This is a genomic window from Brevibacterium gallinarum, assembly GCF_014836885.1.
GTDB lineage: Bacteria > Actinomycetota > Actinomycetes > Actinomycetales > Brevibacteriaceae > Brevibacterium > Brevibacterium gallinarum.
Genome location: NZ_JACSPY010000010.1, coordinates 19,293 through 44,577, shown reverse-complemented (window position 1 = coordinate 44,577; position 25,285 = coordinate 19,293). Strand labels below are relative to the sequence as shown.

Here is a 25,285-nt window from a genome sequence, read left to right as displayed (position 1 = left end):
CCGCACGGTGCTGCCGGGCGTCTGCCTCAGGCCTGGTCGAGCACGGCGAGGACGTCGGCTTCGAGGGCTCTCGGCAGGTGCGAGGCGTGGGTTGCGTGCGCGCCTGCGCGCGCGTGCATGAGCACAGCGAGCCCGGCCAGGTCGGCCAGATCGATGTCGGTTCCGCCGGTGGTGGCCAGCAGGGCTCCCAGGATACCGGTGAGCACGTCGCCGGTGCCGGCGGTGGCCAGCGTGGCGGGCCCGGGTTCCGGTGCGACGACGGTGCCGTCGGGCCGGGCGATGATCGTCCGGCTGCCCTTGAGCAGCACGATCGCTTCGAGCACCTGGGCGGCGCGCACGGCGTGGGCGACCGGTTCGGTCTCGACCTCGGCGCGGCTGGGGGCGCCGGTGCCCAGCCGGGCGAGCAGGGCTGAGAGCTCACCGGCGTGCGGGGTGAGGATGCAGCTGGTCTCCAGCGGGCGGGTGAGCAGTGACAGGCCGCCGGCGTCGATGACGAGCGGCAGGTGCTCGGATTCGGCGGCGGTGATCGCGTGCTGCATCGTCAGCCGGTCCGGGGCACCCGGCCCGACCGCCCAGGCCTGCACGCGGCCGGTGTCGGTGACGACCTCCGGGTAGGTCTGCAGGACAGTCTGAGTCACCTCGGCAGGGGCCAGGAGCCGGAGCATGCCCACACCGGTGGCGACCGCCGCCGAGGCGGTGAGCGCACCGGCACCCGGGAAGCGGGCGGAGCCGGCGACGAGCCCGAGGACGCCGCGGGAATACTTGTGGTCACCTGCCTGCGGGCGCGGCCAGTAGGCGGCGAGATCGCTGTCGTCGGGGACGTGGACGGCCGGGACATGGGCTGACATGTCGAGGCCGATGTCGACCATCGTGACCTCGCCTGCTGCATCGGAGCCGCCGGGCAGCAGGAGACCGGCTTTGTCAGCGCCGAAGGTCACGGTGTGGGTGGCACGCACGTGGGTGGGCCCGCAGGCCCCGGTCGAGGCGTCGACGCCGGTGGGCACGTCAACGGCGATGACGAGCTGGCCGGAGGTGGCGCTTTCCTGCCAGTCGCGGATGAGGGCTGCGAGGTGCTCGGGCAAGCCGGGCTTGGCACCGGTGCCGAGCACTCCGTCGATGACGAGGTCGGCTCCGCGCAGCAGGCCGGCGCTCTCCGTCGAGTTCTCTGCGTTGAAGGCCTCGGTCTGCCCGCCGGATGAGGTGAAGGCGGCGGCACCAGCCTCATGCATCTTCCCGAAGACATCGACGGCCGTGACATGGGCGCCGCGACTGGCGAGGTTCGCGCCGGCAAACAGGGCGTCCCCGCCGTTGTTGCCGGCGCCGACGAGCATGACGACGCGGCTGCCGGAGATCTGCCCGCGTTCGCTCAGCAGGCGGCGGCACACGGAAGCGAGCCCAGCAGCGGCGGTGCGCATGAGCGCCTCCCCGCGGCCTGCGGCCAGCAGCGGCGCCTCAGCCTCGCGGACGGCGGCAGCGGTGTAGCCGAGTCTCATGACAGGTTCCCTTCGCTCTCAGTCTCCCCCGCCTCGGGAGCGGCGCTCCGTGCTCCAGCACCGGCAGCTGCACCATCACCGGCAGCTTTACCAGCCCCAGCACCAGCACCGGCAGCTGCACCGGCGTCCGGCCAGGCGGGTGCCGCGGCGGCATGCTGGTGCAGCCGGCCGGCGGCGAGCGCGGCGAGGAAGCGGGCGTGGTCGGCCAGCCCCTCATCGGTGTGGCGGGCGCGCGGTGAGTGGTTCGAATCCTGCTCCTCGGCCACCGTGCCCGGGAGTGCTGCGCCGAGGTGGCCGTAGGTGCCCGGCACCTGCTGGAGGATGCGCGAGAAGTCCTCGGAACCCGGCTTGGGCACCTCCACAAGGTGCGTGCAGTGCGGGCCGAACACCTCGGCGGCGGTGTCGAGGTAGAACGCGGTCTCGGCCTCATCGTTGATGACCGGCGGCAGCACCGACCGGTAGTCGACCTCAGCTGACAGGCCGTGGGCGGACACGAGGGTGGACACGAGGTTCGGCAGCTCGGCTTCGGTGCGGGCGGTCGTGGCCTCGGAGAAGCAGCGGATCCCGACGGTGAGCTCGGCGGTGTCGGGGATGACGTTGGGTGCGGTGCCGGCGTGGAACTGGCCGACGGTGAGGATGACCGGGTCGAAGGCGTCGAAGCGGCGGGTCGCGTACTCCTGCAGCTGGCCCACCAGCATCGCGCCGGCCTGGATCGGATCGCGGCCGGTGTGCGGGCGCGAAGCGTGCCCGCCCTTGCCGCGAACGGTGATGTGCATGATCGAGAACGCCGACATGTACGAACCCGGCCGGCAGTACAGATGGCCGAGCGGCTGATCAGCGGAGACGTGCACGCCGAAGGCGGCGATGACCGGCACGCCGGCGGCGTCGAGGACCCCTTCGCGCAGCATGTGACCGGCGCCGTCGTAGCCCTCTTCGCCGGGCTGGAACATGAAGATGACGTCGCCTGCCAGTTCGTCGCGGACGTCGTGGAGCAGCCGCAGCGCACCGTACAGCCCGGTCGTGTGCAGATCGTGGCCGCAGGCGTGCATCGCGCCGTTGGTGGCCGCGAACTCGAAGCCGGTCGCCTCGGTCACCGGCAGGGCGTCCATGTCCCCGCGCAGCAGCACCGCCACCGGGTTCTCAGGATCGCGCTTGCCGCCGCGCAGCACGACCGTCAGCGAGGTCAGCGACTGGCCGTAGGTGACCTCGACGTCGAGGCCGTCGAGCCCGGCTGCGACCCGGGCCTGGGTCTTGGGCAGGTCGAGGCCGAGTTCGGGTTCGCGGTGCAGGTCGCGGCGCAGGCGCTGGAGTTCGGGCAGGAGCGCGGTGGCCGCGGCGGCGCTGATGACTGACATACTCCCAGCCTAACCCCGCCGCACCCGCGATCCGGAAGCGATGTCAGTGCCTCCCGATAGCCTGGAACCACGACGAAATCAGCAGCCGCCCGGCGGCTGCACCCTCACAAGGAGGTGAGTGGAATGGACCCCGATGACGACCCGCAGCTGGCCGTCGAGGTGCCGGCGAGTCCGGTGTCGCTGCTGGCTGATCATGTGGCCGCCTACAACCGGCAGCTGGGCCGCTATGAGGCGGTGCAGATGTACGGGCTGGCGCAGCTGGCCTTCGCGGTGCTCAACATCGACGACCGGCTCGCAACACTGCCGCTGCAGCATCGGCCGGCCGATCCACCGGATCCAGGCGGGCCACCCGGCCTCGCGGCGGTGGGCCCCGGTCCCGAGGTGGTGGATTCCGGTCCCGCTGCGGTGGATTCCGGTCCCGAGGTGGTGGCGTCTGCCCCGGCGTTCGACCCTGCGCGCATGGTCGGGTTCGTGCCCGCGATGCCTGGGGTCACCGCGCCCGAGGCGGTGCTCCCCTCCCCTGGGGATGTCGCCGCAGGTCTGCGGCAGGTGCGTTTCAGCGGCTCGCTCATGTCGTGGTTCTGCGCCAACGACCGGGCGGAGAACGCGATCCGCGTCGTGGTCTCGACGATGCACGACTGCTCGCTGCAGAAGGCCTACACTCTGGTCTCACGGGCGCTCGTGGCCTTCGTCGGGCTGCCGCGGCTGACGGCGCTCGTGCTGCGCGGCCAGGTGCCGTTCGAACGGCTGGACTACACCGCCCGCAAGAGCAGTGATCTCACTCTCGCCCAGCTGGAGGAGATGGACGGGTCGGTCTCTGCGATCCCGGCGCATCGACCGATGCGCGAGGTGCGCCGGCATGTCGATCTGGAGCTGGCGACGATCGTGCCTGAGGACGACGCGGCTGAGCAGATCCACGAGCAGCGGGCGGTGCTCTTCGAAGCGCTGCCCGATGGCAGTGCGACGCTGACGCTGCGCGGGCCGCTGGCTCCGCTGACGGCGCTGTACAAGCGCACACTTGCCTGCGCCCGCGGGGTTGTGCGGCAGCAGCTCGATGCCTTCGGTCTCCACCGCGGTGACACGTCAGGCGGCGACGCAGCGGACCATGACGCGGAGTTCAGGCTGGTCGAGGATCGCACGATCCCGCAGGCGATGTTCGACATGCTCACCGGGATGGCGCCCGCCACCCAGCTGCGTGTCGCACACGGCGACGGCGGGACGCAGCTGCTGGAGGTGTCGTGCCCGACGAGTGCCGAGTGGCTGCGCCGGCAGGCGACAGTCAACGTCACCGTGCCGGTGCTGACGCTGCTCGGGCGGGCGGAGCTGCCCGGTTCGCTGGAGGGCCAGCATCCGATTCCAGCGGTGACGGCCCGTCAGTTCGCGGCCGAGTCCTCGACGCTGTACCGGCTGCTGACCGATCCGCTCACCGGTGAGGTGCTCGACGAACCAGCGCAGAAGTATGCGGTGCCGAGGGCGGTGCGCACGACAGTGCAGGCGGCATGGGCGTGGTGCACGGCGCCAGGCTGCAGCCGCCGGGCGACAACGGCGGAGACCGATCACATCGAGTCGTTCAACCACCGCGACCCGTCAGCTGGCGGGCTGACGCAGGTGGGCAACATGCAGCCGCTGTGCAAAACCCATCACGACCTGAAGACGCGCGGGCATCTGCGTGTGATCAAGGGCGAGGATGGTGTGCTGCGGTGGACGATGATGTTCGGTCTCACCGGGCAGACGCGCAAGCCCCGCAATCCGGTCGAACAGCGGCAGGCGCGAATCATCGGCGAGGCACTGCCTGAGCCGATGCGCACCCTGCTGCGCGATGACGCCGCGCCCGGTTCGCGCTGGACGACGACCCCACCGGCCGAGGCCGCTCGAGCAGCCGCGGCGCTGGCCACGCCCTCACCGGCAGAGCCTGATGAGGTGTATCTCGACACCGCGACCGAGCTGGCCCAGCACTACCTGGGCCTGGCACGGGCCGACGAACTCAGCGACGCCGCCCGGCGCGAAGCGCTGCGGCAGGACGCACAGGAAGAGGGAACGCAAGAGGAGGGAACGCAGGACGACGGCCTTTCAGGGAAGAACCCCGGGAACTCGGCTGGCGCCGACGCTCCCCCGTTCTGACCGGTCAGCCCAGCCAGCCTAGCGCTTCTGCTTCTTCTCGCCCTGCCGCTGCTTCTCAGCCTGCCGCTGTTTTTCGTCCTGCCGCTGCTTTTCAGCTTTCCGCTGCTTTCGCCGCTCTTCCAACGCGGCGAGCGCCTCCGGACTGCCCGGCAACAGCGGGGGCGGTTGATCGACCGGTGGTGACAGCGGTGCACCTGACCCTTCGACGATGACATAGGTCATCGTCACTCGGGCATCATGGGTGATCGACAGGTGGATGCTCTCCCCGCCGATCTTCCGAAAATGCTCGAGCACCGGCCCGGAGAGCCGGAACGACGGCGCACCCGAAGGCGCAGAGACGACTTCGGCGTGCTGCCATTCGATGATCCCCGGATACTGCATCGCCTTGACGAGTGCTTCCTTCGCGGAGAACCGTGCGGCCAGCGACTCCGGTGTGCGCAGCTTGCCGTTGCGTTTGAGCTGCTCGGCAGGGGTCAGCAGCCGGTCGAGCAGCTCCGGCACCCGCTCGATGTGCTCAGCGAAGCGCGGCAGATCGGCGATGTCGAGGCCGATTCCGATGATCCCCATAGCGCCTACCAGGCTTACTCGACGGTGACGGACTTGGCGAGGTTGCGCGGCTGGTCGACGTCGAGGCCCTTCATCGTCGCCAGTTCCATAGCGAAGAACTGCAGCGGAATCGTCGTCAGCAGCGGCGCGAGCAGTGTCGGGGTCTGCGGGACGTAGAACACCTCGGAGGCGTACTCCTTCACAGCCTCGTCGCCCTCTTCGGCGATGACGATCGTGTTCGCTCCGCGGGCACGGACCTCCTGGATGTTGGAGATGACCTTCGCGTGCAGCGAATCGCGGCCCTCCCTGCTCGGCACGATGATGAAGACGAGCTGCCCGTCCTCGATGAGGGCGATCGGCCCGTGCTTGAGCTCACCGGCGGCAAAGCCCTCAGCGTGGATGTAGGCGAGCTCCTTGAGCTTGAGCGCACCTTCGAGCGCAACCGGATAGCCGACGTGCCGGCCGAGGAACAGCACCGACTGAGTGTTCTGCACGCTGCGGGCAAGCTGCTCGACCTGCTCTTTGAGCTGGAGGACCTTTTCGATCTTCTCCGGGATCTGCTGGAGCTCATCGAGGATGACGCGGACCTCATCGGTGAACTTGTTGCCACGCAGCTGCGCCAGGTACAGGCCCAGCAGGTAGCAGGCGACGATCTGGGACAGGAACGCCTTCGTCGAGGCGACCGCCACCTCGGGACCGGCGTGCGTGTAGAGCGCCGCATCGGATTCGCGCGGGATCGTCGAGCCGTAGGTGTTGCAGATCGCGACGACCTTCGCGCCCTGCTGGCGGGCGTGGCGCACAGCCATGATCGTGTCCATCGTCTCGCCGGACTGCGACACGGCAACAACAAGGGTCTTCTCGTTGACGACCGGGTCGCGGTAGCGGAACTCGTGGGCGAGTTCGACCTCGACGGGGATGCGGCACCAGTGCTCGATCGTGTACTTGGCGACCTGGCCGGCGTAGGCGGCGGTGCCGCAGGCGATGACGATCATCTTGTCGATCGACTTGAGGATCGTCTCATCGACGTGGATCTCGTCAAGGGTCAGCTTGCCGTCGGCATCCATCCGGCCGAGCAGCGTGTCGGCCACGGCCTGCGGCTGGTCGTGGATCTCCTTGTCCATGAAGGAGGCGAAGCCGCCCTTCTCGGCAGCGGCGGTGTCCCAGTCGACGTTGAAGCTCGTGCCCTCGACCGGGCTGCCCTCGGCATCGATGATGTCGACCGAGTCCGGAGTGATCGTAACGATCTCGTCCTGGCCGATCTCAACAGCCTTGCGGGTGTGGTCGATGAACGCGGCGACATCGGAGCCGAGGAAGTTCTCCCCCTCGCCGAGCCCGATGACCAGCGGCGAGTTGCGGCGGGCGGCCACGACGGTGCCCGGCTGGTCGGCGTGCACGGCCAGCAGCGTGAAGGCTCCTTCGAGCTCGCCTGCGGTCAGGCGCATCGCCTCGGTCAGGTCCTTGGTCGCGGCGTAGTTCTTCGCCAGCTGGTGGCCGGCGACCTCGGTGTCCGTCTCGGAGAGGAACTCGACACCATCGGCCTGCAGCTCAGCCTTGAGCGAGGCGAAGTTCTCGATGATGCCGTTGTGGATGACCGCCAGCTGACCGCCGTCGGCCAGATGCGGGTGGGCGTTGAGATCGGTCGGCCCGCCGTGGGTGGCCCACCGGGTGTGGCCGATGCCGGTCATCGCCGCCGGCAGCGGGCGGGCTTCGAGCTCATCGGTCAGAGCCGAGAGCTTGCCGGCCTTCTTCGCACTGGCGACCTGCCCCTCATCGGTGACGAGCGCGACGCCGGCTGAGTCGTAGCCGCGGTATTCGAGTCGCTTGAGGCCGCCGAGCACGACGTCAAGGGCGCTGTGGCCTGCTGCTTCGGGGGTTGACGATGAAACGTATCCAACAATTCCGCACATAGATTTCAGTCTAAACCCGCCAGCGCCCAGCACCTGCACGTTCGCGCCCGCCCGGCGCGTGACATCTGCGACTCTGCGTCGGCTGGTCGCTCCCGTTCCCGAGGCGGTGATTGCGCTCAGCTGAGTGCGTCGCTGACCTCGTTGGCTGCCCGCCGGCCGCTGCGGACTGCCCCGTCCATGTAGCCGTTCCATTCGGTTGCGGTTTCCGCTCCGGCCCAGTGCACAGGACCGACGGGCATACGCAGCTCGGCACCGACGTGAGTCCACAGTCCCGCTCCGAGCCGGCCCCCATAGCAGCCGCGCGTGAAGGGCTCGGCACTCCAATCACGCTGCAGCACTTCGAGCGGTTTGCGCGCATCATCACCGAAGAAGTCGGCTAGGCACTCAAGTACCCGCGCGGTGCGCTCGTCCTCCGAAAGACCAGCGAAAGCCTTCGCGTGGTGGCCTTCGACGAAGGCCACGAGTATCCCGGACTCCTCGCCGGGAATGCAGTTGTCGTAGACGAGCGCTACGTCGTGATCGAGGCTGAGCACTGTGCCCCGGAGGCCCGCATCACGCCAGAATGGGCTGGCATACCGCAGCTGGAACTTGATGACGTTCCCTCCCGGCATCTGGGAGGTGAGAACGTCCCGGTTCGGTGGCATCGGCGGGTCGTAACGCAACCGTCCCGCCAACGTCGGTGGCAGCGTGACGATCGCCCGGCGGGCATGCACATCACCTGTCGCAGTGTGGACAGTGACGGCCTCGTCGCCGTACGTCAGCCCCGTGACCTCGGTGCTGAGCTGGACACGTCCTCCCAGCCGGCTGGCCAGACGTTCGGAGATCTGGTGTGTGCCGCCGCGCACTCGCGCCTCCTGCGCCCCCCCGATCGTCGCCATCATGCGATGCAGCCCACCGCCAGCGGCAAGGTAGAAGAGACAGTGCAGCGCGGAATACTCCTCGGATTCGGCTGCGAAGATCGTTGCGAGAAGCACGTCGAGCACGTTTCGAACTTCAGGCGTTGGGACGTTCTCCGTCAGCCATTGCTGTGCTGTCATGCGATCCAGCTCCATGGCTCTGTTCGACAGCCATGGTCGCTCGATGTCGATACCAGCGCAGGTGCGGTCAATGATGTCCACGGTGGACTGGAACTCAGCGGCCAGTTCGTCGGTCAGTCCGATCGCGTCGTCGTCGCTGGAGTGGATCTGTCCTCCGATCGCCAGGAGCGTCTTGCCTTCGTCGTAGACCGTGAACGTCTCCAAACCGAGGTCGTCGATCAGCTCCAGTACGGCGTCCTGAGTCGGCCCGACCCATTGCCCGCCGAGCTCGATCGAGAGCCCGCCTGAGAATGTTCCGTTCTCGTTTCGGCCGGCGACCCGGTCTCGGGCTTCGAGCACAATGACGTCATATCCAGCCTCCACGAGCTGTGTCGCAGCGGTGAGGCCGGAAAGCCCAGCGCCAACGACCACCACGTCGTGGTCCGGCGCGACGTTCTGCGTCTTCATAATCTCTGTCTCCGATCTTTGAGATGCCCATTGCATATGCCCTGAGCGAAAGTCCTGGGGAGGTGTCTCAGCTGCACAGGTCTTCGGGAGAGAGACCCAGGCTCTCTCCAATTGCCTTTGCCAGTTGACGTCGCAGAGCCTCGCGGTCGCGGTACTGGACGAGACCATGCGCGTTGAGGCCATCCGCCACCGCAATGATGTGCCACGCGGTGGCGTCCGGATCTCTGCATTCAACTTCACCGGCATCGACGGCGGCTTCGATCAGCTGTTGGATGAATGCTTGCCACGCGTCCATATGCGCACGCACTTCTGCGGCGATGGGCAATACCCGTAGGCCATAACTCCACGCGTCGAGCCAGAGTGCTGAGGCCCCTTCGCGGCCCGCTCTCGTGAGCAGCTCGGTCAGCAGCCGCAGCCGGTTGCGCGTGCTCGTCTCTGCCTCCACCAACTCGCGAAAATCTTCCAGCTCGGCGGTCAGCACGCGACCGACGGTTTCGGCCCGCAGAACATCCATCGAATCCACGTAGTGGGCGATGAGCCCCGGCACCACACCCATCCGCTGGGCCAGCGAGCGCACCGTGACCGCAGCAAGACCGTCAGACACCGCAATGGCATCAGCTGCCTCGCGCATCTCCGCGCGACGCTCTTCAGCAGTCTTGCGCACTCGTGGCCCTGCCATCTCTTGACACCGTCCCAATCCGTTGCCTAGGTTGTGACACACGCCATATTGGTCACCTGACCAATATGACTGCTCCCGCTTGACGCGTCAACCCGACGACCACTGTTCACACCGACGTCGAAGCTGGTGCAACGAAGCACCGCACTCGAGAGGAACCCTCCGCATGACACCTGAGAGCACCACCATCCACAGTCCTACACTGCGCCGCTCGCTTGGCATTCCGACTCTTGTCATGTTCGGCCTTTCGTACATGGTGCCGATGACGGTCTTCACCACGTACGGCATCGTCAACGAGATCACCGAGGGCCATCTGTCACTGGCGTACGCGGTGACCTTGAGCGCCATGTTCTTCACAGCGGTGAGCTATGCCGTGCTCAGTCGTGAAGTTCCTGCCGCTGGCGCTGCCTACGATTACGCTCGCGCTGGCTTCGGCGGCCATATCGGCTTCATGACCGGCTGGGTCATCATGGTCGACTACATCCTCCTGCCGATGCTCAACTACCTGCTCATCGGTCTCTACCTCCACGAACAGTTCCCCGCCGTCCCCGCCTGGGTGTTCTCGATGGCAGCTCTCCTGCTCGTCCTCATCCTCAACGTCGTCGGCATCAACGCCGTCAAGCACGCCAATGTTGTGCTCGTGTCGCTGCAAGTGCTCTTCTTCATCATCTTCGCCGTCATGGCGGTGCGGTCCTTCGACCCGAACGTCAGCCTTCTCGATCCATTCATCGGCGGGGATATCGACGCATCTCTCATCATGGCGGGCGCGGCGATCCTATGCCTGTCCTTCCTCGGGTTCGACGCAGTCTCCACGATGTCGGAAGAAGCTAAGGAGCCACGGCGGACTGTGCCCGTTGCCGTCATTCTCACAACTCTGGCAGGCGGAGGGATCTTCATCGCAATCTCCTGGCTGGCGCACATGGCCCATCCGGACTTCATCACGGGAGAAGGCGCCGATACCGCAGCCCTGGCCATGCTCATGCACATCGGCGGCAACCTGCTCGTCGCGCTCTTCCTGGCTGCGTATGTCACTGGCGCCCTCGGCTCGGCCCTCGCCTCCCAGGCAAGCGTCTCGCGGATCCTTTACAGCATGGGCCGCGACGGCGTGCTGCCGCGTCGCATCTTCGGTGTCCTGAGCGAGCGGTTCCGCACTCCAGTCGGAGCGATTCTCGCCGTCGCCGTCATTTCAGTCTCAGCAGTCTTCGCCAGCGTCGATTTTGTCGCCTCCATCGTGAGCTTCGGCGCGCTCACTGCCTTCACCGTCGTCAACCTGGCCGTCATCTCAATCTTCCTTGTGCAGAAACGTCACCGAGGAGCACCGTCGATTCTTCTCTACGGTCTCGTGCCGGTCATCGGTTTCGGCCTGACATTGTGGCTGTGGACGAGTCTTTCGGGCTCAACGCTGTTCTTCGGCTTGCTTTGGGTCGCACTTGGCGTCGGATACTTGGCCGTCCTCACCCGCGGTTTCCGCACGCCGCCCCCATCTCTCGACCTGCGGGAGTAACCGCTTCAGCCAGACCGACAACCCCCGTTCCTGAGGCGGTGGTCACCGTTCCCGAGGCGATGGTCGCCTATCCCGATTCGGTGGGAGGGGCCTGTGCTCAGGCTTCGGGCGTGTGGCCGGGCGCGATTTCCGGGGCGGTGCTGAGGAGGTCGGGCAGCTCGGCGATCGAATCGAGGATGTGCACCCCAGGTGCCACCCGCAGCTCTTCGCCTTCACTGTCCTGGGTCTCATCACCGGTGAGCACGCCGGCGAGCAGACCGGCTCCGGCTGCCTGGCCGGCCCGCACCTCGGGCACGGTGGCGCCGGCGACGAGAACCTCATGCGGGTCATCGACCAGAGTCTGGGCCATCGCTGCGGCGACTTCAGGGGCGGCAGCGGCCACGGGATCGTCTGGGGCGGCCGCCTCTTCTATCGCGCTGGCCACCTCAGGGGTGATGAGCGCGTCGACGAAGCCCTCCGGGCTGACATTCCAGCGCAGCGAATCGAGCATCGGCTCAGCGACATCCGCAGGCAGATCGGTCATGAGAGCCACGGCGATCCCGGCCGAACGCAGCCGCGTGATCGCATCAGCAGCACCAGGCAGGGCGTGCGCCCGCGGCGGCTCCGCACTGTCCGGATCAGTCGTGCTCGTGCCGACCATCCCGAGAACTGCCAGACGGATCATCCTCACCCCTTCGCGCACCTGCTGCCTGCCGGAGAACGTCACATCAGTTTAACAGGGCACCCTGCCGGTATCGGCAGATCTGCCAGCCTCCCACCCGTCCACCCGAGGAACCGCGCCACAGCCCCTGCGGTGCTCATGCAACAATGTCGGCATGACCTCAGGCACCCATGCCCCTGACGATGATGGCAGCACCCGGATCGACAGCTTCTCGACCGCAGCCAGCCCTGCCGGATCGTCCCTCGACGCCGAACGCGAACTCGCCGGCCTGACACCGGCGCGCGCCGGTGAGGCTGAGAGCGTCGCCACTCCGTACTGGGAATTCGACCGGGCCTCCTGGTCGCTGCTGGCCGAGAACTCCGAACTGCCGCTGTCTGCCGCCGATGTCAACCGGCTGCGCGGCCTCGGCGACACCATCGACCTGGCCGAGGTCGAGACGATCTACCTGCCGCTCTCGCGCCTGCTCAACCTCTATGTCGCCGCCCGCGGCCAGAAGCACCAGCTCACCCGCGAGTTCCTCGCCCCGCTGCGCGACACCGGCAAGGATCCCGCACCCAAGCGCACCCCGTTCGTCATCGGCGTCGCCGGCTCGGTCGCCGTCGGCAAGTCGACGACCGCTCGCGTGCTGCGCGAGCTCCTCGCCCGCTGGCCCTCGACCCCGCGCGTCGAACTCATCACCACCGACGGATTCCTCTTCCCCAACGCCGAACTCGAACGCCGCGGACTCTCCGGCCGCAAGGGCTTCCCCGAGTCCTACGACCGGCGCGCCCTGCTGCGGTTCCTCTCAGCGGTCAAGTCAGGCGCTCCCGAGGTGCGGGCCCCGATCTACTCGCACCACACCTACGACATCGTCCCCGGGGCACAGGTCACCGTCCGCTCCCCCGACGTGCTCATCGTCGAGGGGCTCAACGTCCTGCAGCCCCCGCGCCCGCGCTTCGACGGCCGGGTCGGCATGTCCGTCAGCGACTACTTCGACTTCTCCGTCTTCGTCGACGCCAAGACCGCGGATGTGCGCGACTGGTACATCCACCGGTTCATGAAGCTCAAGGCCGGCGCCTTCCGCGACCCCGACTCCTACTTCCACCGCTACTCCACGCTCGGCGACGAGGAGGCTCGCTCGCTGGCCGGCGAGATCTGGGATTCGATCAACGCCCCGAACCTCGCCGAGAACGTGCTGCCCTCGCGCGGCCGAGCCGACCTCGTCATGCGCAAGGCCCGCGACCACTCGATCCGCCGCATCCGGATGCGCAAGCTGTGAACCGAGATGCGCACGCTCTGAGCTGATCTGCCCCGCCGCCAGGCGCACTCGGAGGCACCGGCCGGCCCAGCCGGTCCTGTCCGCCCGCTGGCCCGACCGGTCCTGCCGACCCCCGTTCGCAGCGAGCAGAAGCCCCGCCGGGAACAAGTGAGCGCCTGCCCGCGGTTGTACCCACTGGGCGTGCCGCTCCGGCATCCCGCCGGCACCAGCGCACACCCCTGCCCGGCCCGCACCCTTGAGGAGACTCCATGACGACACCCTCGCCCCTGGCGCTCATGCACCGCACCATGGCGTCGCAGCGCCTGCACGGCCAGGGCTCACGCTCTGGCGGGCTCTCCGCCGACATCCTCAAGCGGATCTGGCGCTTCGCGGCCGGCCACCGCCACCTGCTCATCGGCTTCATCGTCCTGTCCGTCGTCATCTCCGCCATCGGCGTCATCACCCCGGTGCTCGCCGGCCGCGTCGTCAACGCCATCACCGAGACTCAGGACATCTCCGCGATCATCACGATCGCCCTCATCATGGCCGGCCTCGCCCTGGCCGACGCCGCACTCGGCCTGGCCAGCCGCTACCTGTCCGCCCGTGCCGGCGAAGGGCTCATCTACGACCTGCGCACCGCCGTGTTCGACCACGTGCAGACGATGCCGATCGCCTTCTTCAACCGCACCCGCACCGGCGCGCTCGTCTCACGCCTCAACACCGACGTCATCGGCGCCCAGCGCGCCTTCTCCAACACCCTCTCGGGCATCGTGTCGAACTTCGTCTCGGTGCTGCTGACCGTCGCGGTCATGGTGACGGTGTCCTGGCAGGTCACCCTCATCTCGATCCTGCTGCTGCCGATCTTCTTCATCCCCGCCCGCATGTTCGCCGGCCGGCTCGCCGCCCTCCAGCACGAGGCCGCCGACTACAACGCCGCGATGTCCACCCGCATGACCGAGCGCTTCGCCGCCGGCGGTGCCACCCTCGTCAAGCTCTTCGGCAGCCCGGCCCGCGAGTCCGAGCAGTTCGCCGCCCGGGCAGCGCGGGTGCGCGACATCGGCGTCAAGACCGCGATGCTGCAGACGAGCTTCGTCACCGCCCTCACCCTCGTCTCCGCTCTCGCACTCGCCCTCGTCTACGGCCTCGGCGGCGTCCAGGCCGTGCTCGGCACCCTCAACGCCGGCGCCGTCGTGACCCTGGCGATGCTGCTCACCCGCCTCTACGGCCCGCTCACCATGCTCGCCAACGCCCGCATGGACATCATGAGCGCCGTCGTGAGCTTCGAACGCGTCTTCGAAGTCCTCGACCTCAAGCCGATGATCGCCGAGACCGCGCACCCCCGCGCCCTGCCGGCCGGGCCCTTGCAGGTGGAGTTCGAGAACGTCTCGTTCACGTATCCGTCCGCCGCCGAGGTGTCCCTTGCCAGCCTCGAAGAGGTCGCGATCCTCGACGAGCGCACCGATCACGAGGTGCTGCATGACCTCAGCTTCGAGATCTCACCCGGGCAGACGGTCGCCCTGGTCGGCAGCTCAGGTGCCGGGAAGTCGACGATCGCCTCGCTCGTCCCGCGCCTGTACGACGCCAGCGCCGGCAGCGTGCGCATCGGCGGAGTCGACGTCCGCGATCTCAGCTTCGACGACCTCAAATCCGCTGTCGGCATGGTCACCCAGGACGGGCACCTGTTCCACGAGTCGATCCGCGACAACCTCCTCATCGTCAAACCAGACGCAACAGAGGAGGAGCTGCGCTCAGCGATCTCCCGGGCCCGGCTCGATGCGGTGCTCGCCGAACTGCCCGACGGCCTCGATACGATCATCGGCGAGCGCGGCTACCGGCTCTCCGGCGGCGAGCGCCAGCGGCTGACGATCGCCCGCCTGCTGCTGGCCGCCCCGCCGGTCGTGCTGCTCGACGAGGCCACCTCCGCGCTCGACTCGACCTCGGAGGCCCACGTGCAGCACGCGCTGTCGGAGGCGATGAGCGGACGCACCGCGCTTGTCATCGCCCACCGGCTGTCCACCGTGCGCGGAGCCGATGCGATCCTCGTCGTCGAAGACGGCCGGATCGTCGAACGCGGCACGCACAGCCAGCTGCTGGCCGCCGGCGGCCGCTACGCTGAGCTGTACCGCACCCAGTTCGCCGACCAGGAATGAGACATGAGCGCCGAGACCGCCAGCACGAGCAGCTCGAGTGACTCGCGCCTCGATACCGCAGCAGCTCCGGCGACCTTAGCGGCGCTGGCCGAGGCGCAGGGCGTCGACTTCCCGCTGCACACGCCGCGGCTGAGTCTGAGCCTGCTGGCGTCGTCCGATGCTGACGGTCTGTGGTCCTACTGGCAGTTGCCGGAGACATCGGAGTGGACGTCCTCACGACCGGCCAGTGCCAAGGAGCTCATGTCCGAGCGGCTGGCTGCCGGCAACACGCTCGCTGTGCGCCGCCGAGGCGAGGCGGGCAGCGAACCCACCTCGGCTCCGGTCCTCGGTGAGGTGCTGGTGAAGTTGCAGGACGCCTGGTCCCATCCCGAGGTCGCACACCTGGCCCGCGGAGCCCAGGCCGAGATCGGATACGCCTTCCACCCCGATGCCACCGGGCACGGGTTCGCCTACGAGGCGGTCACTGCCGTCCTCGATCTCATCGTCGACCTCGGCATCCGCCGCATCGAGGCATTCTGTATGGCCGGCAACACCGCCTCCTGGCGGCTGCTCGACCGGCTGGGCCTGCGCCGCGAAGGCACCTACATCGCGGAGTCCCTGCACCGCGACCGCGGCTGGGTGGATGCCTACTCGTATGCGATCCTCGCCGCCGAATGGCAGGCCGAGCGCAGCTGATCAGCGCACGTCGCGCTGGCGCGGCCCCAGCGGCAGCCGGGCGATGATCGCGAACAGGATGCCGGCGGGGATGCAGATGAGCAGCAGTGAGATGAACACGTACAGCGCCGAGGGCATCCACACGACGCTGACCATGTAGACGACGACGGGAAAAGCCAGCGCCAGGAACAGCGCGGTGATGAGGGTGCCTTTGAGCCCTCCGGCCGGCTTCTTCCAGCGCACTGCGCCGATCGCGAAGTTCGCCAGCGCCGCAACCATGCCCAGCAGCAGGAATGAGCTCATCAGCTCACCGAAGATCCACGCGAGTCCACCGGCTGGCCGGCTCGCCTGCACCGCAGCCGAGGCGCCGGTGACCAGCAGCGTGACGAGGGCTGTCGAGCCGGCGGCGACGACACCGGCACGCACCGGCCGGCTCTCGACGGTGAGGAAGGGCAGACGGCGGGAGGTGCTGGGAACGCGGGCGTGAGAGCTGCGATCGGGCTGGTCTGCAGACCCGGAATCAGGAGGGGTGGGTGCCATATCTCTACGGTATAACGTGCGAGCAGCCAAAAGACCCGCGGGCGACATGGCGGCTGAACTAGGCCGAGCTATAACACCTCAGCGTTAGAGTACTTTAGTGCTTGTCTACCGGATCCCGGCGGCAGCTCGCTGACCAGGCAGAACACTCGGATCACAGCACGTTTCGCAGCTAGAACAATTTTACAGCTGCTTCAACTGGTCCCACCTGCACACCTCGTTCCGGCCCTACCGTCTCACCTGTAACGATCACATCTCATCCCCCACCGTTCGCTCAGCTTCCATGCAGATGCATCACATCTGTGCCCATAATGGAAGGCACGCACAGCAGCATCGACGGCGATGAAGAGATGACGACTATGACGAGATCCCCAGCACGTGCACCACGCCTGCGCCGCCTGGCCCAGGCGACGACCGCCTCGGCGGCGGTCGCGATCCTCGCTGTCATCAGCGGCTGCTCGCGTCAGAGCGTCGACCTCGGCACCGCCGACTCCGACGACGTCATCGTCGCCTCGATCTCCGGTGAGCCCGACCAGCTCGACCCGCACTCCACGACCTCCTACTTCGCCTTCGAGGTCCTCGAGAACGTCTACGACACCCTCGTCGAACCCGATGAGGAGTTCAACATGCAGCCGGCACTCGCGGAATCCTGGGAGGTCAGCGACGACGAGCTGACGTGGACGTTCCACCTGCGCGAGGGCGTCACCTTCCACGACGGCTCCGACTTCACCGCCGACGACGTCGTCTACTCCTACCGGCGGATCATCGACGGCGAACTCGCCAACGCCTGGAAACTCACGATGCTCACGGACGTGCGCGCCGTCGACGACCACACCGTCGAGATCGACGTCGACGCCCCCAGCCCCACCCTGCTCTCAGCGCTCGGCGGGTTCAAGGGCGTGGCGATCGTCGAGGAGGACAACGCCGAATCCGGTGACATCACCACCGAGCCGATCGGCACCGGCCCGTTCGCCGTCGACTCCGCCCGGCCCGGCGACTCCGTGACGCTCAAGGCCAATGAGGACTATTGGGGCGGGGCACCCGAGGTCGCCGGCGTGCAGTTCCGCTACATCACCGAACACAACACGGCCGTGGCCGCACTGCGCTCCGGGGAGATCGACTGGACCGATTCGATCCCTCCGCAGCAGTTCGGCACGCTGGACAAGGACCAGTCGCTGCACATCGAATCGGTCATTTCCAACGACTACTGGTACGTGGCGATGAACGAGGCGAAGGAGCCCTTCGACGACCCGCAGGTCCGCCAGGCCATCGCCTACGCCGTCGACCGCGACTCGATCGCCCAGGCCACCGGCTTCGGCACCTCGGAGGTCAACCAGACCGCGATCCCGGGATCGAGCCCATGGGCGTATAACTACGCGCCCTTCGAACGCGACACCGACAAGGCCCAGCAGCTGCTCGACGAGGCCGGTGTGTCCGACCTGTCGATGGAGCTGATGGTCACCAACGAGTACCCCGAGACCGTCACCGCCGCCCAGGTCATCGCCGACAACCTCTCCGACGTCGGCATCTCCGTGTCGATCACCACCCTTGACTTCGGCTCCTGGCTCGACCGGCAGGGCCAGGGCGACTTCGATGCGCTCATGCTCGGCTGGCTGGGCAACATCGACCCCGATGACTACTACTACGCCCAGCACCACTCCGAGGGCCCGTCGAACTCGCAGGGCTACTCGAACCCCGAAGTCGACAAGCTCCTCGACGCCGGCCGCGTCGAGATGGACGAGGGCAAGCGGCACGAACTCTACGAGCAGGCCGCCAAGCACATCGTCGACGACGTCTCCTACCTGTACCTGTACAACCCGGCGGTCATCCAGGCCCACACCTCGCGCCTGGAGGGCTACACGATCCGCTCGGATCGGGCCGTGCGGTTCCGCGACGCGAAGCTGACAGAGGACTGATGGGCATGAGCGATCCGAACACCCACGGCAGCAGCACCGCTCCCGAGGCGCCGGACCGGTCTGAAGACACCTCGCGTTCTGCAGATGCCAACCGGTCCAGCCAGGCCGAGCAGACGCAGCAGGCGGGTTTCTTCACCCGGCATCCGCTGCTGACGTTCATCCTGCGCCGCATCCTGCTGACCTTCGTCACCCTGCTCGGTGTCATCGTCGTCGTGTTCTTCCTCATCCAGCTCGTGCCCGGCGACCCGGTGCGCATCGCCCTGGGCACCCGCTACACCGATGAGGCCTACCAGGCCCTGCAGCAGGCCTCCGGGCTGGACAAGCCGCTCATCGTCCAGTTCTTCTCCTACATCGGCAGCGCGCTGATCGGCGATCTGGGGGTCAGCTTCCGCAACGGCGAACCGGTCATGATGCTGCTGCTCGAACGCCTGCCCGCAACGATCTCCCTGGCCCTGTGCGCGATCTTCGTCGCGCTGCTCATCGCGATCCCGCTCGGCACCATCGCCGGGCTGCGCGAAGGCGGCGTCATCGACTCGATCGTCCGCGTCATCAGCCAGTTCGGCGTGTCCATCCCGGACTTCTGGATGGGCATGATGCTCATCAGCGTCTTCGCCCTCGGCTTCGGCTGGCCCTCCTCCGGGTACACGCCGCTGACCGAGGACCCGATCGGCTGGGCCACGCACATGGTGCTGCCGGCGATCACCGCCGGCGTCGTCTCCGCGGCGATCCTCACCCGGTTCATCCGCACCGCCGTCATCGACGTCTCACACGCCACCTTCGTGCGCACCGCCACCTCGAAGGGCCTGAAGCACTGGACGGTGCTGACCAAGCACATCGGCCGCAACGCCCTCATCCCGGTGCTGACGATCTCCGGCATCCAGCTGGCCACCCTGCTCGGCGGCGTCATCGTCGTCGAGGTCGTCTTCGCCTACCCGGGCCTCGGCCGGCTCATCTACGACGCCGTCGCCGCCCGCGACTACCCGCTGCTGCAGGGCGCGATCCTCCTCATCGCGTTCATCTTCCTCACCATCAACCTGCTCGTCGACGTGCTCTACGCCATCATCGACCCGAGGATCCGGATCTCATGAGTGCAGAAAAGCCGACCCGGCAGAACCCAGACACCGCCGCCCAGGGCAGCCACGCCGCCGGCAGCGCCAGCCGCCCCAGCACCGACACCAGCACCACCAACACGGACGCCGTCGCCAAGAGCACAGACACCAGCGCCACGAAGAACACCCGCGCCTCGACGCTGTCGCTGCTCATGACGAACCCGACAGCCGTGTTCGGGCTCATCGTCCTCGCCGTCATCGTCGTCCTCGCGCTCTTCGGGCAGTGGATCGCCCCGTACGGTGCCAACGACATCGACGTCCCGCGCGCCCTGCAGGCACCGAGTGGCGCCCACTGGTTCGGCACCGACGAGCTCGGCCGCGATGTCCTCTCCCGCGTCGTCATCGCCGCAGCCACCTCGCTCAAGGTCGCACTCATCTCCGTCGGCATCGCACTTGTCGTCGGCGTCGGCGTCGGTGTGCTGTCGGGCTACCTCGGCGGGGTCATCGACTCGATCCTCATGCGCATCGTCGACGTCGCCTTCTCCTTCCCCGTTCTGCTGCTGGCCCTGGCGATCGTCGCGATCCTCGGCCACGGCATCGGCTCGGCGATGATCGCCATCGGCATCGTCTACATCCCGATCTTCGCCCGCGTCGCGCGCGCCTCGACCCTGTCCGTCCGCCAGGAGCCCTACGTCCAGGCCGCCCGCACCATGGGTGTGTCGTCCGGCCGGATCGTGTTCAGCCATGTGCTGCCGAACATCTCCGGGCCCGTCATCGTGCAGACCTCGCTGTCGCTGGCGTTCGCGATCCTGACCGAAGCCGCCCTGTCGTTCCTCGGCCTCGGCGTCCAACCGCCGGAGCCCTCGTGGGGCAAGATGCTCTTCGACGCGCAGGGCTTCATGGCCGACGCCTGGTGGATGGCGGTCTTCCCCGGCCTGGCGATCTTCGTCGTCGTGCTCGCCTTCAACCTGCTCGGCGACGGCCTGCGCGACGTCCTCGACCCCCGCCAGCGCACCATCATGCAGAACCGGAGGAAGAAGTGAGCGACATCCCTGCTGATCAGGCTCCCGCTCCCGAGGCGGCGGGCACCGGCCGTGGTCCCGCGCCTGAGGCGCCGGTCCTGGAGGTCTCGGATCTCACCGTCGGCGTGGGCCGCAACGACATCGTCCACGGCGTCGACTTCGCCGTCGCCAAGGGCCGGACGCTGGGCATCGTCGGCGAATCCGGTTCCGGCAAGTCACTGTCCGTGCTCTCGGCCACCGGTCTGTTCGAAGCCCCCGGCGGCTACGTGCACGGCTCCTCGACACTCGACGGCGAGCAGATCGTCGGGGCACCGGCCGGGCTGCTGCGCAGCATCCACGGCCGCCGCATCGGGTTCGTCTTCCAGGATCCGTCGACGAGCCTCAACCCGCTCATGACCTTGGAGGCCCAGCTGGCCGAAGGCCCGATGAAGCACCTCGGCATCTCCGCTGCCGAGGCTCGCGAACGGTCGCTGACGCTGCTGACCGAACTCGGGCTGCCCGATCCCGAGCTGCGACTGGGCTACTATCCGCATCAGCTCTCCGGAGGGCAGAAGCAGCGCGTCATGATCGCTGTGGCTCTCGCGTGTGAGCCCGACGTGCTCATCGCCGATGAGCCGACCACCGCCCTCGATGTCACCACGCAGGCCGGGATCATCGACCTCGTCGCAGGTCTCCAGCGCTCCCGGGACATGGCCGTCATCTGGATCAGCCACGACCTCGGGGTGATCGGCCAGATCGCCGATGACATCGTCGTCATGCGCGCAGGCGAGATCGTCGAACGCGGCAGCGTCGCCGACATCTTCGAACGTCCGCAGCACGAGTACACGAAGACGCTGCTGGCTGCCCGCCCGCTGCTGCGCACCCAGCAGGACGCAGGCGCTGCGGACACGCACGCCGACCGGGAGGAGACGGGTGAGCCGCTGCTGCGGATCGAGGATCTGACGGTGGATTTCGAGGTCTCCTCCCCCACCGGCAAACGCACCATCACCGCCGTCAAGGATGTCAGCCTCGACGTCTACCACGGCCGCACGCTCGGCATCGTCGGCGAATCCGGTTCGGGCAAGTCGACGATCGCCAATGTGCTCACCGGTGTCGTCGAACCGGCCTCCGGTGATGCGCGGATGAGCGGCGACCCGGTGCTCGCGCTCACAGGTGCCGATCTCAAGACGATGCAGCGGCGCATTGCGATGGTCTTCCAGGATCCGTTCGCCGCGCTCGACCCGCGGATGACGGTGCAGCGTTCGATCGCCGAACCGCTCATGGCGCACAATCTCGTGCCGCGGCGGCAGCGCCGGCAGCGCTGTGCCAAGCTGCTCGACCAGGTCGGTCTGGATGCGTCGTTCATCGAACGCTATCCGCATGAGCTCTCCGGCGGGCAGCGGCAGCGCGTGTGCATCGCCCGCGCCCTGGCCGTCGACCCCGAGCTGCTCATCCTCGATGAGTCGACCGCCTCGCTCGATGTTTCGATCCAGGCGCAGGTCCTCGATCTGCTCGCTGAGCTGCAGGACGAGCACGGCTTCGGCTACATCTTCATCGGCCACGACCTGGCTGTCGTCGAGCAGGTCAGCGACACGGTGGCAGTGATGAAGGACGGTGAGGTCGTCGAATACGGCACCGCCGAACAGATCCTGCGCGACCCGCAGACCGACTACACCCGTCAGCTCATCGACGCCGTCCCACCGGCCGAGCCGGCGCGCGCCTGACCCCACGGAGCTCTCTCCCAGAGAACCGGTGTTACTGCCTTACGGATGCAGCTGGCTAGATCCGGCCCGCCCGCCAGGCTACGGTCTTCCCAACCGTCTTCCGGCGATCGTCAATTGCGCAGCGCGGCTGCAGGCTGAATGCGTCCGGCCCGCCACGCGGGGATGAACCCGGCCAGCGCAGACACCACAATCGCGGCCATGGGAACCACGATGATGTGCAGCGGAGACACTACGGGAACCCAGCCCTGCACCAGGCTGACGAGCAGCACAATGGCGGTGCCCAGGATGGTTCCTATGAGCCCCGCGGCTACCCCGAGGAGCGCAGACTCGAAGAGAATCTGTTTCAGCAGGTCGCGCGGCCGTCCCCCGATCGCGCGGCGCAGCCCGAGCTCACCCGTCCGCGCTGAAACTCCGATGGTGCCGGTGATGGCAATGGATGCTGCACCGATTACAGAGGCGAGTGCCGCTACACCGATGCCCAGATTGACGAGGAGTGAATCCACCGAGCGTCGGTTGGCTTCGGTCTCACTCGGAGGGGTGACGCGAAGCGCATCCGGTGTGGTGGGGAAGACTGCTGTGGGCATCGCCTCGGCAACATTGGCCGCTGCGCCCGGAGCGACAGTCACCAGCATCGAGGCTCCATCCTGCGGTGGCCCGAAGTGCTTGAGCGCGGTCTCTGCTGGTACGATCACTGCCCCGCCCAGCTGCGGCAGCCGCCCGGAGCCGTGGACGACCCCGGCGATGAGCAACGGTTTCCCACTGACGAAGATGTAGCGACTCTCGTTGCTGAGCGTCTCTTCTGAGATTCCGAGGGTCTGAGCTGCGCTTGCGCCAAGATAGGCGATATCAGCTGATCCGAGTTCGGTTCGAAACTCTGTCCCATGTACGTTCACCTCAGCCGCTTCGAACAGGCCCGGGCCTGCCACCATCACCGGTGGCGCTGTGGGTGCTGCCGAGTCGGGCAGAATCGACGTGCTGACAAGCAGAGACTGCCCGTAGCTATCAGAGAACACGCCCGCATGACGCACCCCGGACAGAGCGCGCACCCGCTCGGCAGACTGCGCTGGGAACGTCGTTCCCTGCACTGGCAGTATTCCTTCGTCAGCGGCGCCCACCGGTTGTGGCGCATCAGTGTCGACCGGACTGACATGTGCGATTACTTCGGTCGCTTTGCGCACATCGAAATCGTCTGCAACTTGAAAGCGCACTGTGGACACGAGGCTCAGCACAGAGATGACTGCAGTGACTGAGATGAGCAGTCCAACACTGCCGAGCAGAGACCGCACGGGCGTCGACATCACGGTCTTCCATGCCTCGCCCAGCAGGAGTCGGTCAATGCGCCGGTTCACAGCGCACGGCCCCATCGAAGACGACGATCGCCCTGTCCATTTGTGCGGCTACATCCTCGTCGTGTGTCACGATCACCTGAGCGCCTCCGTCCCGGTGGAGAGCCGCAAGGAGCTCAAGCACGCGGGCCGAATTACGGGAGTCCAGGTTTCCCGTCGGCTCATCCGCCATAAGCACCGAGGGTGAGTGCACAACCGCTCGGGCAATCGCCGCGCGCTGACGCTCGCCGCCGGACAGCAAACGGGCTGGCGTGTGCATCCGATGTGTGAGACCGACACTTTCAAGTGCCTGAGCTGCACGGTCGTTCCACTCGCGCTGCGGGACCTCGGTGAAGAACAGCCCGAGCTTGACGTTTTCCAGCACGCTGCGCCGATCGAGCAGATGAAAGGCTTGGAAGATGAACCCGAACGTGGAACTTCGCAGCTGCGCGCGCGTCTTTTCAGACGCGGATGCGGTCGGTTGACCGTCAACCCAGTACTCACCTGCAGACGGCACTTCGAGCAGGCCCAGGACATTGAGCAGACTCGATTTTCCTGCGCCCGAGGGTCCGATCAGCGCGATCCGTTCGCCGTAGCCTACGGTGAGATCGATGTCGGTGAGGGCATGCACCGGTGTGACACCGTCATATGTCAAGGTGATGCTTTCCGCCCGAAGCAAGGCTGCCGCCTGATCTGCTGCTGTGCGGCTGTCACTCGAAAGACGACCGAAAACGATGTCATTGAAGGACAATGGTGTCTCCTTCGACCACGCCACCGCCGGTGATCTCAGTCCACCCGCCAATTGTCTGACCGACTTCGATGTCCTTGCGTGTCGGCCCGTCCTCGGTCTGAACCGTCACGTATGAGCTTCCGTCAGGGTCTGAGCGCACGGCGGTGACCGGGACAGCCAGTACATCTCCTCTGGACGCTTCGATCTCGACTGCGATGGTCAGCGCTGTGTCTGGCGGCAGCTCATCGCTGTCCGCCGGATCGATGATGATGCGTTTGGAGCCCTCCTGTTTCGATTCGTCAATGCTCGCTACAGTGCATGCGGACGTGCCCTCGCGCGAGGACGCAGTGATGGTGCACGCCATACCGGGTCGGATCGCAGAGGCCGTTGTTTCCGGCACCTCAGAGGCGATCTGCACTCCATCAGCCACCAGCGTGAGAACGGTGGCGTCAGCTTCGAGAACTGCCCCAACTCGGGCATCGACGCTGCCGACAGTAGCTGGCAGATCCGAGATGAAGGCGAAGACGCCTTCGGGAACCCGAACGGTTTTCGTGTCACCTTGAGGCGCCGTTGCAGTTGATTTCTGTCCGGCGTCCGCGTCGTCAATTTCGCTGTCTGCATCGCTAGCTGAGTCTTCATCGCTGTAAAGAATGGACGAGTCGAGTTGACGATTCGCGAAGAGCTTCACAACTGCACGCGCCGTCGAGCTGCCGAAGACACCGTCCGAGTCGGTGACTGAAAAGCCGAGTTGCTTCAGAGCTGACTGCAACTGACCGACGTCAACACCTTTGTCGCCTTCACCGACAGATCGGTACATAGGGAACTTGCCCGGAACGGTGACGATGGGGAAGCCGCTGACCTCCGCCACGACCGTTCCAGCAGAAACCGTGTCTCCGGGTGCGACCGAAGTTCCGGTGACGACCAGCTTGCCGTCGGAGGGCAGCGAAGGCACCGCGACCTGGGTGCCGCCGGTCGCTTCTACGGTTCCCGACAGGGTCGCTTCGACAGCTAGCCTCCGCTGCTCCACTGCCGCCGTGACAACAGGTTTGGGCGGTGGTTGAGCGTCCGCTACGCGTTGCGCCGGCGACTGCGTCATGCGTAGGAGGATGAAGCCGGCCACGAGCACACCTACGATGACCAAGATGACGCTTCCAGTCAGCAGCACACGATGCCGACTGCCAGGTTCGTTATTCGAACCGCGGTCACGAAACAGAC

20 protein-coding genes are annotated in these 25,285 nt (G+C 67.0%); 9 read left to right on the top strand and 11 right to left on the bottom strand.

All coding sequences use genetic code 11. The features are described from left to right. Nucleotides 1-26: 26 nt before the first annotated feature. Complete coding sequence (locus H9634_RS10560; protein ID WP_191726618.1) at nucleotides 27-1,493, bottom strand: NAD(P)H-hydrate dehydratase; 1,467 nt, start codon at nucleotides 1,491-1,493, stop codon at nucleotides 27-29. After that, nucleotides 1,490-2,848, bottom strand: coding sequence for a M20 metallopeptidase family protein (locus tag H9634_RS10555; RefSeq protein WP_225210840.1), 1,359 nt, complete (start codon nucleotides 2,846-2,848; stop codon nucleotides 1,490-1,492). The genes H9634_RS10560 and H9634_RS10555 overlap by 4 nt, the downstream gene beginning before the upstream one ends. A gap of 123 nt (nucleotides 2,849-2,971) precedes the next feature. On the opposite strand from H9634_RS10555, the gene H9634_RS10550 reads away from it, so the two are divergent. Continuing rightward, entirely contained in the window at nucleotides 2,972-4,969 is a 1,998-nt protein-coding gene (locus tag H9634_RS10550; RefSeq protein WP_191726617.1) for an HNH endonuclease signature motif containing protein, read from the top strand. 18 nt (nucleotides 4,970-4,987) lie between these two features. Here the strand turns inward: H9634_RS10550 and H9634_RS10545 are convergent, their stop codons facing one another. The 4 genes from H9634_RS10545 to H9634_RS10530 form a co-directional block, all read right to left on the bottom strand. Next, entirely contained in the window at nucleotides 4,988-5,536 is a 549-nt protein-coding gene (locus tag H9634_RS10545; RefSeq protein ID WP_191726616.1) for a holo-ACP synthase, read from the bottom strand. Between the two features lie 14 nt (nucleotides 5,537-5,550). Next, nucleotides 5,551-7,422 (bottom strand): glutamine--fructose-6-phosphate transaminase (isomerizing), encoded by a 1,872-nt coding sequence (gene glmS, locus H9634_RS10540; protein ID WP_191726615.1) that lies wholly within the window; start codon nucleotides 7,420-7,422, stop codon nucleotides 5,551-5,553. Between the two features lie 116 nt (nucleotides 7,423-7,538). Beyond that, nucleotides 7,539-8,906, bottom strand: a complete 1,368-nt coding sequence (locus H9634_RS10535; protein WP_318245079.1) for a flavin monoamine oxidase family protein — start codon at nucleotides 8,904-8,906, stop codon at nucleotides 7,539-7,541. A 67-nt stretch (nucleotides 8,907-8,973) separates the two neighbouring features. Further along, nucleotides 8,974-9,570: a TetR/AcrR family transcriptional regulator gene (locus tag H9634_RS10530; RefSeq protein ID WP_191726613.1), complete on the bottom strand. Its 597-nt coding sequence runs from the start codon at nucleotides 9,568-9,570 to the stop codon at nucleotides 8,974-8,976. A gap of 178 nt (nucleotides 9,571-9,748) precedes the next feature. On the opposite strand from H9634_RS10530, the gene H9634_RS10525 reads away from it, so the two are divergent. Then, nucleotides 9,749-11,086, top strand: coding sequence for an APC family permease (locus H9634_RS10525; RefSeq protein ID WP_175294040.1), 1,338 nt, complete (start codon nucleotides 9,749-9,751; stop codon nucleotides 11,084-11,086). A 97-nt stretch (nucleotides 11,087-11,183) separates the two neighbouring features. On the opposite strand, the gene H9634_RS10520 is transcribed toward H9634_RS10525, so the two are convergent. After that, a complete protein-coding gene (locus H9634_RS10520; RefSeq protein WP_191726612.1) occupies nucleotides 11,184-11,750 on the bottom strand; it encodes an HAD family hydrolase in 567 nt (188 codons plus the stop codon). Nucleotides 11,751-11,901: 151 nt separating this feature from the next. On the opposite strand from H9634_RS10520, the gene coaA reads away from it, so the two are divergent. From coaA to H9634_RS10505, 3 genes are all read left to right on the top strand, one after another. Next, a complete protein-coding gene (gene coaA, locus H9634_RS10515) occupies nucleotides 11,902-13,005 on the top strand; it encodes a type I pantothenate kinase (protein WP_191726611.1) in 1,104 nt (367 codons plus the stop codon). Between the two features lie 248 nt (nucleotides 13,006-13,253). Then, a complete protein-coding gene (locus H9634_RS10510; RefSeq protein ID WP_191726610.1) occupies nucleotides 13,254-15,134 on the top strand; it encodes an ABC transporter ATP-binding protein in 1,881 nt (626 codons plus the stop codon). Between the two features lie 3 nt (nucleotides 15,135-15,137). Next, the gene (locus tag H9634_RS10505) at nucleotides 15,138-15,809 is read left to right on the top strand and encodes a GNAT family N-acetyltransferase (RefSeq protein WP_191726609.1); all 672 of its coding nucleotides are present in this window, start codon (nucleotides 15,138-15,140) and stop codon (nucleotides 15,807-15,809) included. Here H9634_RS10505 and H9634_RS10500 read toward each other — a convergent pair whose 3' ends face one another. Beyond that, complete coding sequence (locus tag H9634_RS10500; protein ID WP_191726608.1) at nucleotides 15,810-16,328, bottom strand: hypothetical protein; 519 nt, start codon at nucleotides 16,326-16,328, stop codon at nucleotides 15,810-15,812. Between the two features lie 356 nt (nucleotides 16,329-16,684). On the opposite strand from H9634_RS10500, the gene H9634_RS10495 reads away from it, so the two are divergent. Genes H9634_RS10495 through H9634_RS14540 form a run of 4 tightly spaced genes read left to right on the top strand, consistent with a single transcriptional unit; the run spans nucleotide 16,685 to nucleotide 22,015 of the window. Continuing rightward, nucleotides 16,685-18,241 (top strand): ABC transporter substrate-binding protein, encoded by a 1,557-nt coding sequence (locus H9634_RS10495; RefSeq protein WP_191726607.1) that lies wholly within the window; start codon nucleotides 16,685-16,687, stop codon nucleotides 18,239-18,241. A 5-nt stretch (nucleotides 18,242-18,246) separates the two neighbouring features. Then, entirely contained in the window at nucleotides 18,247-19,329 is a 1,083-nt protein-coding gene (locus tag H9634_RS10490) for an ABC transporter permease (RefSeq protein ID WP_191726606.1), read from the top strand. Beyond that, nucleotides 19,326-20,333 carry an ABC transporter permease gene (locus H9634_RS14545; protein ID WP_225210839.1) on the top strand — a complete coding sequence of 336 codons (1,008 nt, stop codon included), beginning with the start codon at nucleotides 19,326-19,328 and terminating at the stop codon, nucleotides 20,331-20,333. Before H9634_RS10490 ends, H9634_RS14545 begins: the two co-directional genes overlap by 4 nt. Continuing rightward, complete coding sequence (locus tag H9634_RS14540) at nucleotides 20,330-22,015, top strand: ABC transporter ATP-binding protein (RefSeq protein WP_318245078.1); 1,686 nt, start codon at nucleotides 20,330-20,332, stop codon at nucleotides 22,013-22,015. Before H9634_RS14545 ends, H9634_RS14540 begins: the two co-directional genes overlap by 4 nt. A 110-nt stretch (nucleotides 22,016-22,125) precedes the next feature. Here the strand turns inward: H9634_RS14540 and H9634_RS10480 are convergent, their stop codons facing one another. From H9634_RS10480 to H9634_RS10470, 3 genes are read right to left on the bottom strand one after another with little or no spacing between them, the layout of a single operon-like run. Continuing rightward, nucleotides 22,126-23,364 carry an ABC transporter permease gene (locus H9634_RS10480; protein ID WP_170274614.1) on the bottom strand — a complete coding sequence of 413 codons (1,239 nt, stop codon included), beginning with the start codon at nucleotides 23,362-23,364 and terminating at the stop codon, nucleotides 22,126-22,128. Beyond that, a complete protein-coding gene (locus tag H9634_RS10475; RefSeq protein ID WP_225210838.1) occupies nucleotides 23,348-24,091 on the bottom strand; it encodes an ABC transporter ATP-binding protein in 744 nt (247 codons plus the stop codon). Before H9634_RS10475 ends, H9634_RS10480 begins: the two co-directional genes overlap by 17 nt. Next, the gene (locus tag H9634_RS10470) at nucleotides 24,078-25,190 is read right to left on the bottom strand and encodes a peptidoglycan-binding protein (protein ID WP_191726605.1); all 1,113 of its coding nucleotides are present in this window, start codon (nucleotides 25,188-25,190) and stop codon (nucleotides 24,078-24,080) included. Before H9634_RS10470 ends, H9634_RS10475 begins: the two co-directional genes overlap by 14 nt. Between the last annotated feature and the right edge of the window lie 95 nt (nucleotides 25,191-25,285).

What these genes read in the sequence shown, in the direction of transcription:
- H9634_RS10560 (WP_191726618.1), bottom strand. Translation starts at nt 1,493, where the DNA reads ATGAGACTCGGCTACACCGCTGCCGCCGTCCGCGAGGCTGAGGCGCCG.
- H9634_RS10555 (WP_225210840.1), bottom strand. Translation starts at nt 2,848, where the DNA reads ATGTCAGTCATCAGCGCCGCCGCGGCCACCGCGCTCCTGCCCGAACTC.
- H9634_RS10550 (WP_191726617.1), top strand. Translation starts at nt 2,972, where the DNA reads ATGGACCCCGATGACGACCCGCAGCTGGCCGTCGAGGTGCCGGCGAGT.
- H9634_RS10545 (WP_191726616.1), bottom strand. Translation starts at nt 5,536, where the DNA reads ATGGGGATCATCGGAATCGGCCTCGACATCGCCGATCTGCCGCGCTTC.
- glmS (WP_191726615.1), bottom strand. Translation starts at nt 7,422, where the DNA reads ATGTGCGGAATTGTTGGATACGTTTCATCGTCAACCCCCGAAGCAGCA.
- H9634_RS10535 (WP_318245079.1), bottom strand. Translation starts at nt 8,906, where the DNA reads ATGAAGACGCAGAACGTCGCGCCGGACCACGACGTGGTGGTCGTTGGC.
- H9634_RS10525 (WP_175294040.1), top strand. Translation starts at nt 9,749, where the DNA reads ATGACACCTGAGAGCACCACCATCCACAGTCCTACACTGCGCCGCTCG.
- H9634_RS10520 (WP_191726612.1), bottom strand. Translation starts at nt 11,750, where the DNA reads ATGATCCGTCTGGCAGTTCTCGGGATGGTCGGCACGAGCACGACTGAT.
- coaA (WP_191726611.1), top strand. Translation starts at nt 11,902, where the DNA reads ATGACCTCAGGCACCCATGCCCCTGACGATGATGGCAGCACCCGGATC.
- H9634_RS10510 (WP_191726610.1), top strand. Translation starts at nt 13,254, where the DNA reads ATGACGACACCCTCGCCCCTGGCGCTCATGCACCGCACCATGGCGTCG.
- H9634_RS10505 (WP_191726609.1), top strand. Translation starts at nt 15,138, where the DNA reads ATGAGCGCCGAGACCGCCAGCACGAGCAGCTCGAGTGACTCGCGCCTC.
- H9634_RS10500 (WP_191726608.1), bottom strand. Translation starts at nt 16,328, where the DNA reads ATGGCACCCACCCCTCCTGATTCCGGGTCTGCAGACCAGCCCGATCGC.
- H9634_RS10495 (WP_191726607.1), top strand. Translation starts at nt 16,685, where the DNA reads ATGACGAGATCCCCAGCACGTGCACCACGCCTGCGCCGCCTGGCCCAG.
- H9634_RS10490 (WP_191726606.1), top strand. Translation starts at nt 18,247, where the DNA reads ATGAGCGATCCGAACACCCACGGCAGCAGCACCGCTCCCGAGGCGCCG.
- H9634_RS14545 (WP_225210839.1), top strand. Translation starts at nt 19,326, where the DNA reads ATGAGTGCAGAAAAGCCGACCCGGCAGAACCCAGACACCGCCGCCCAG.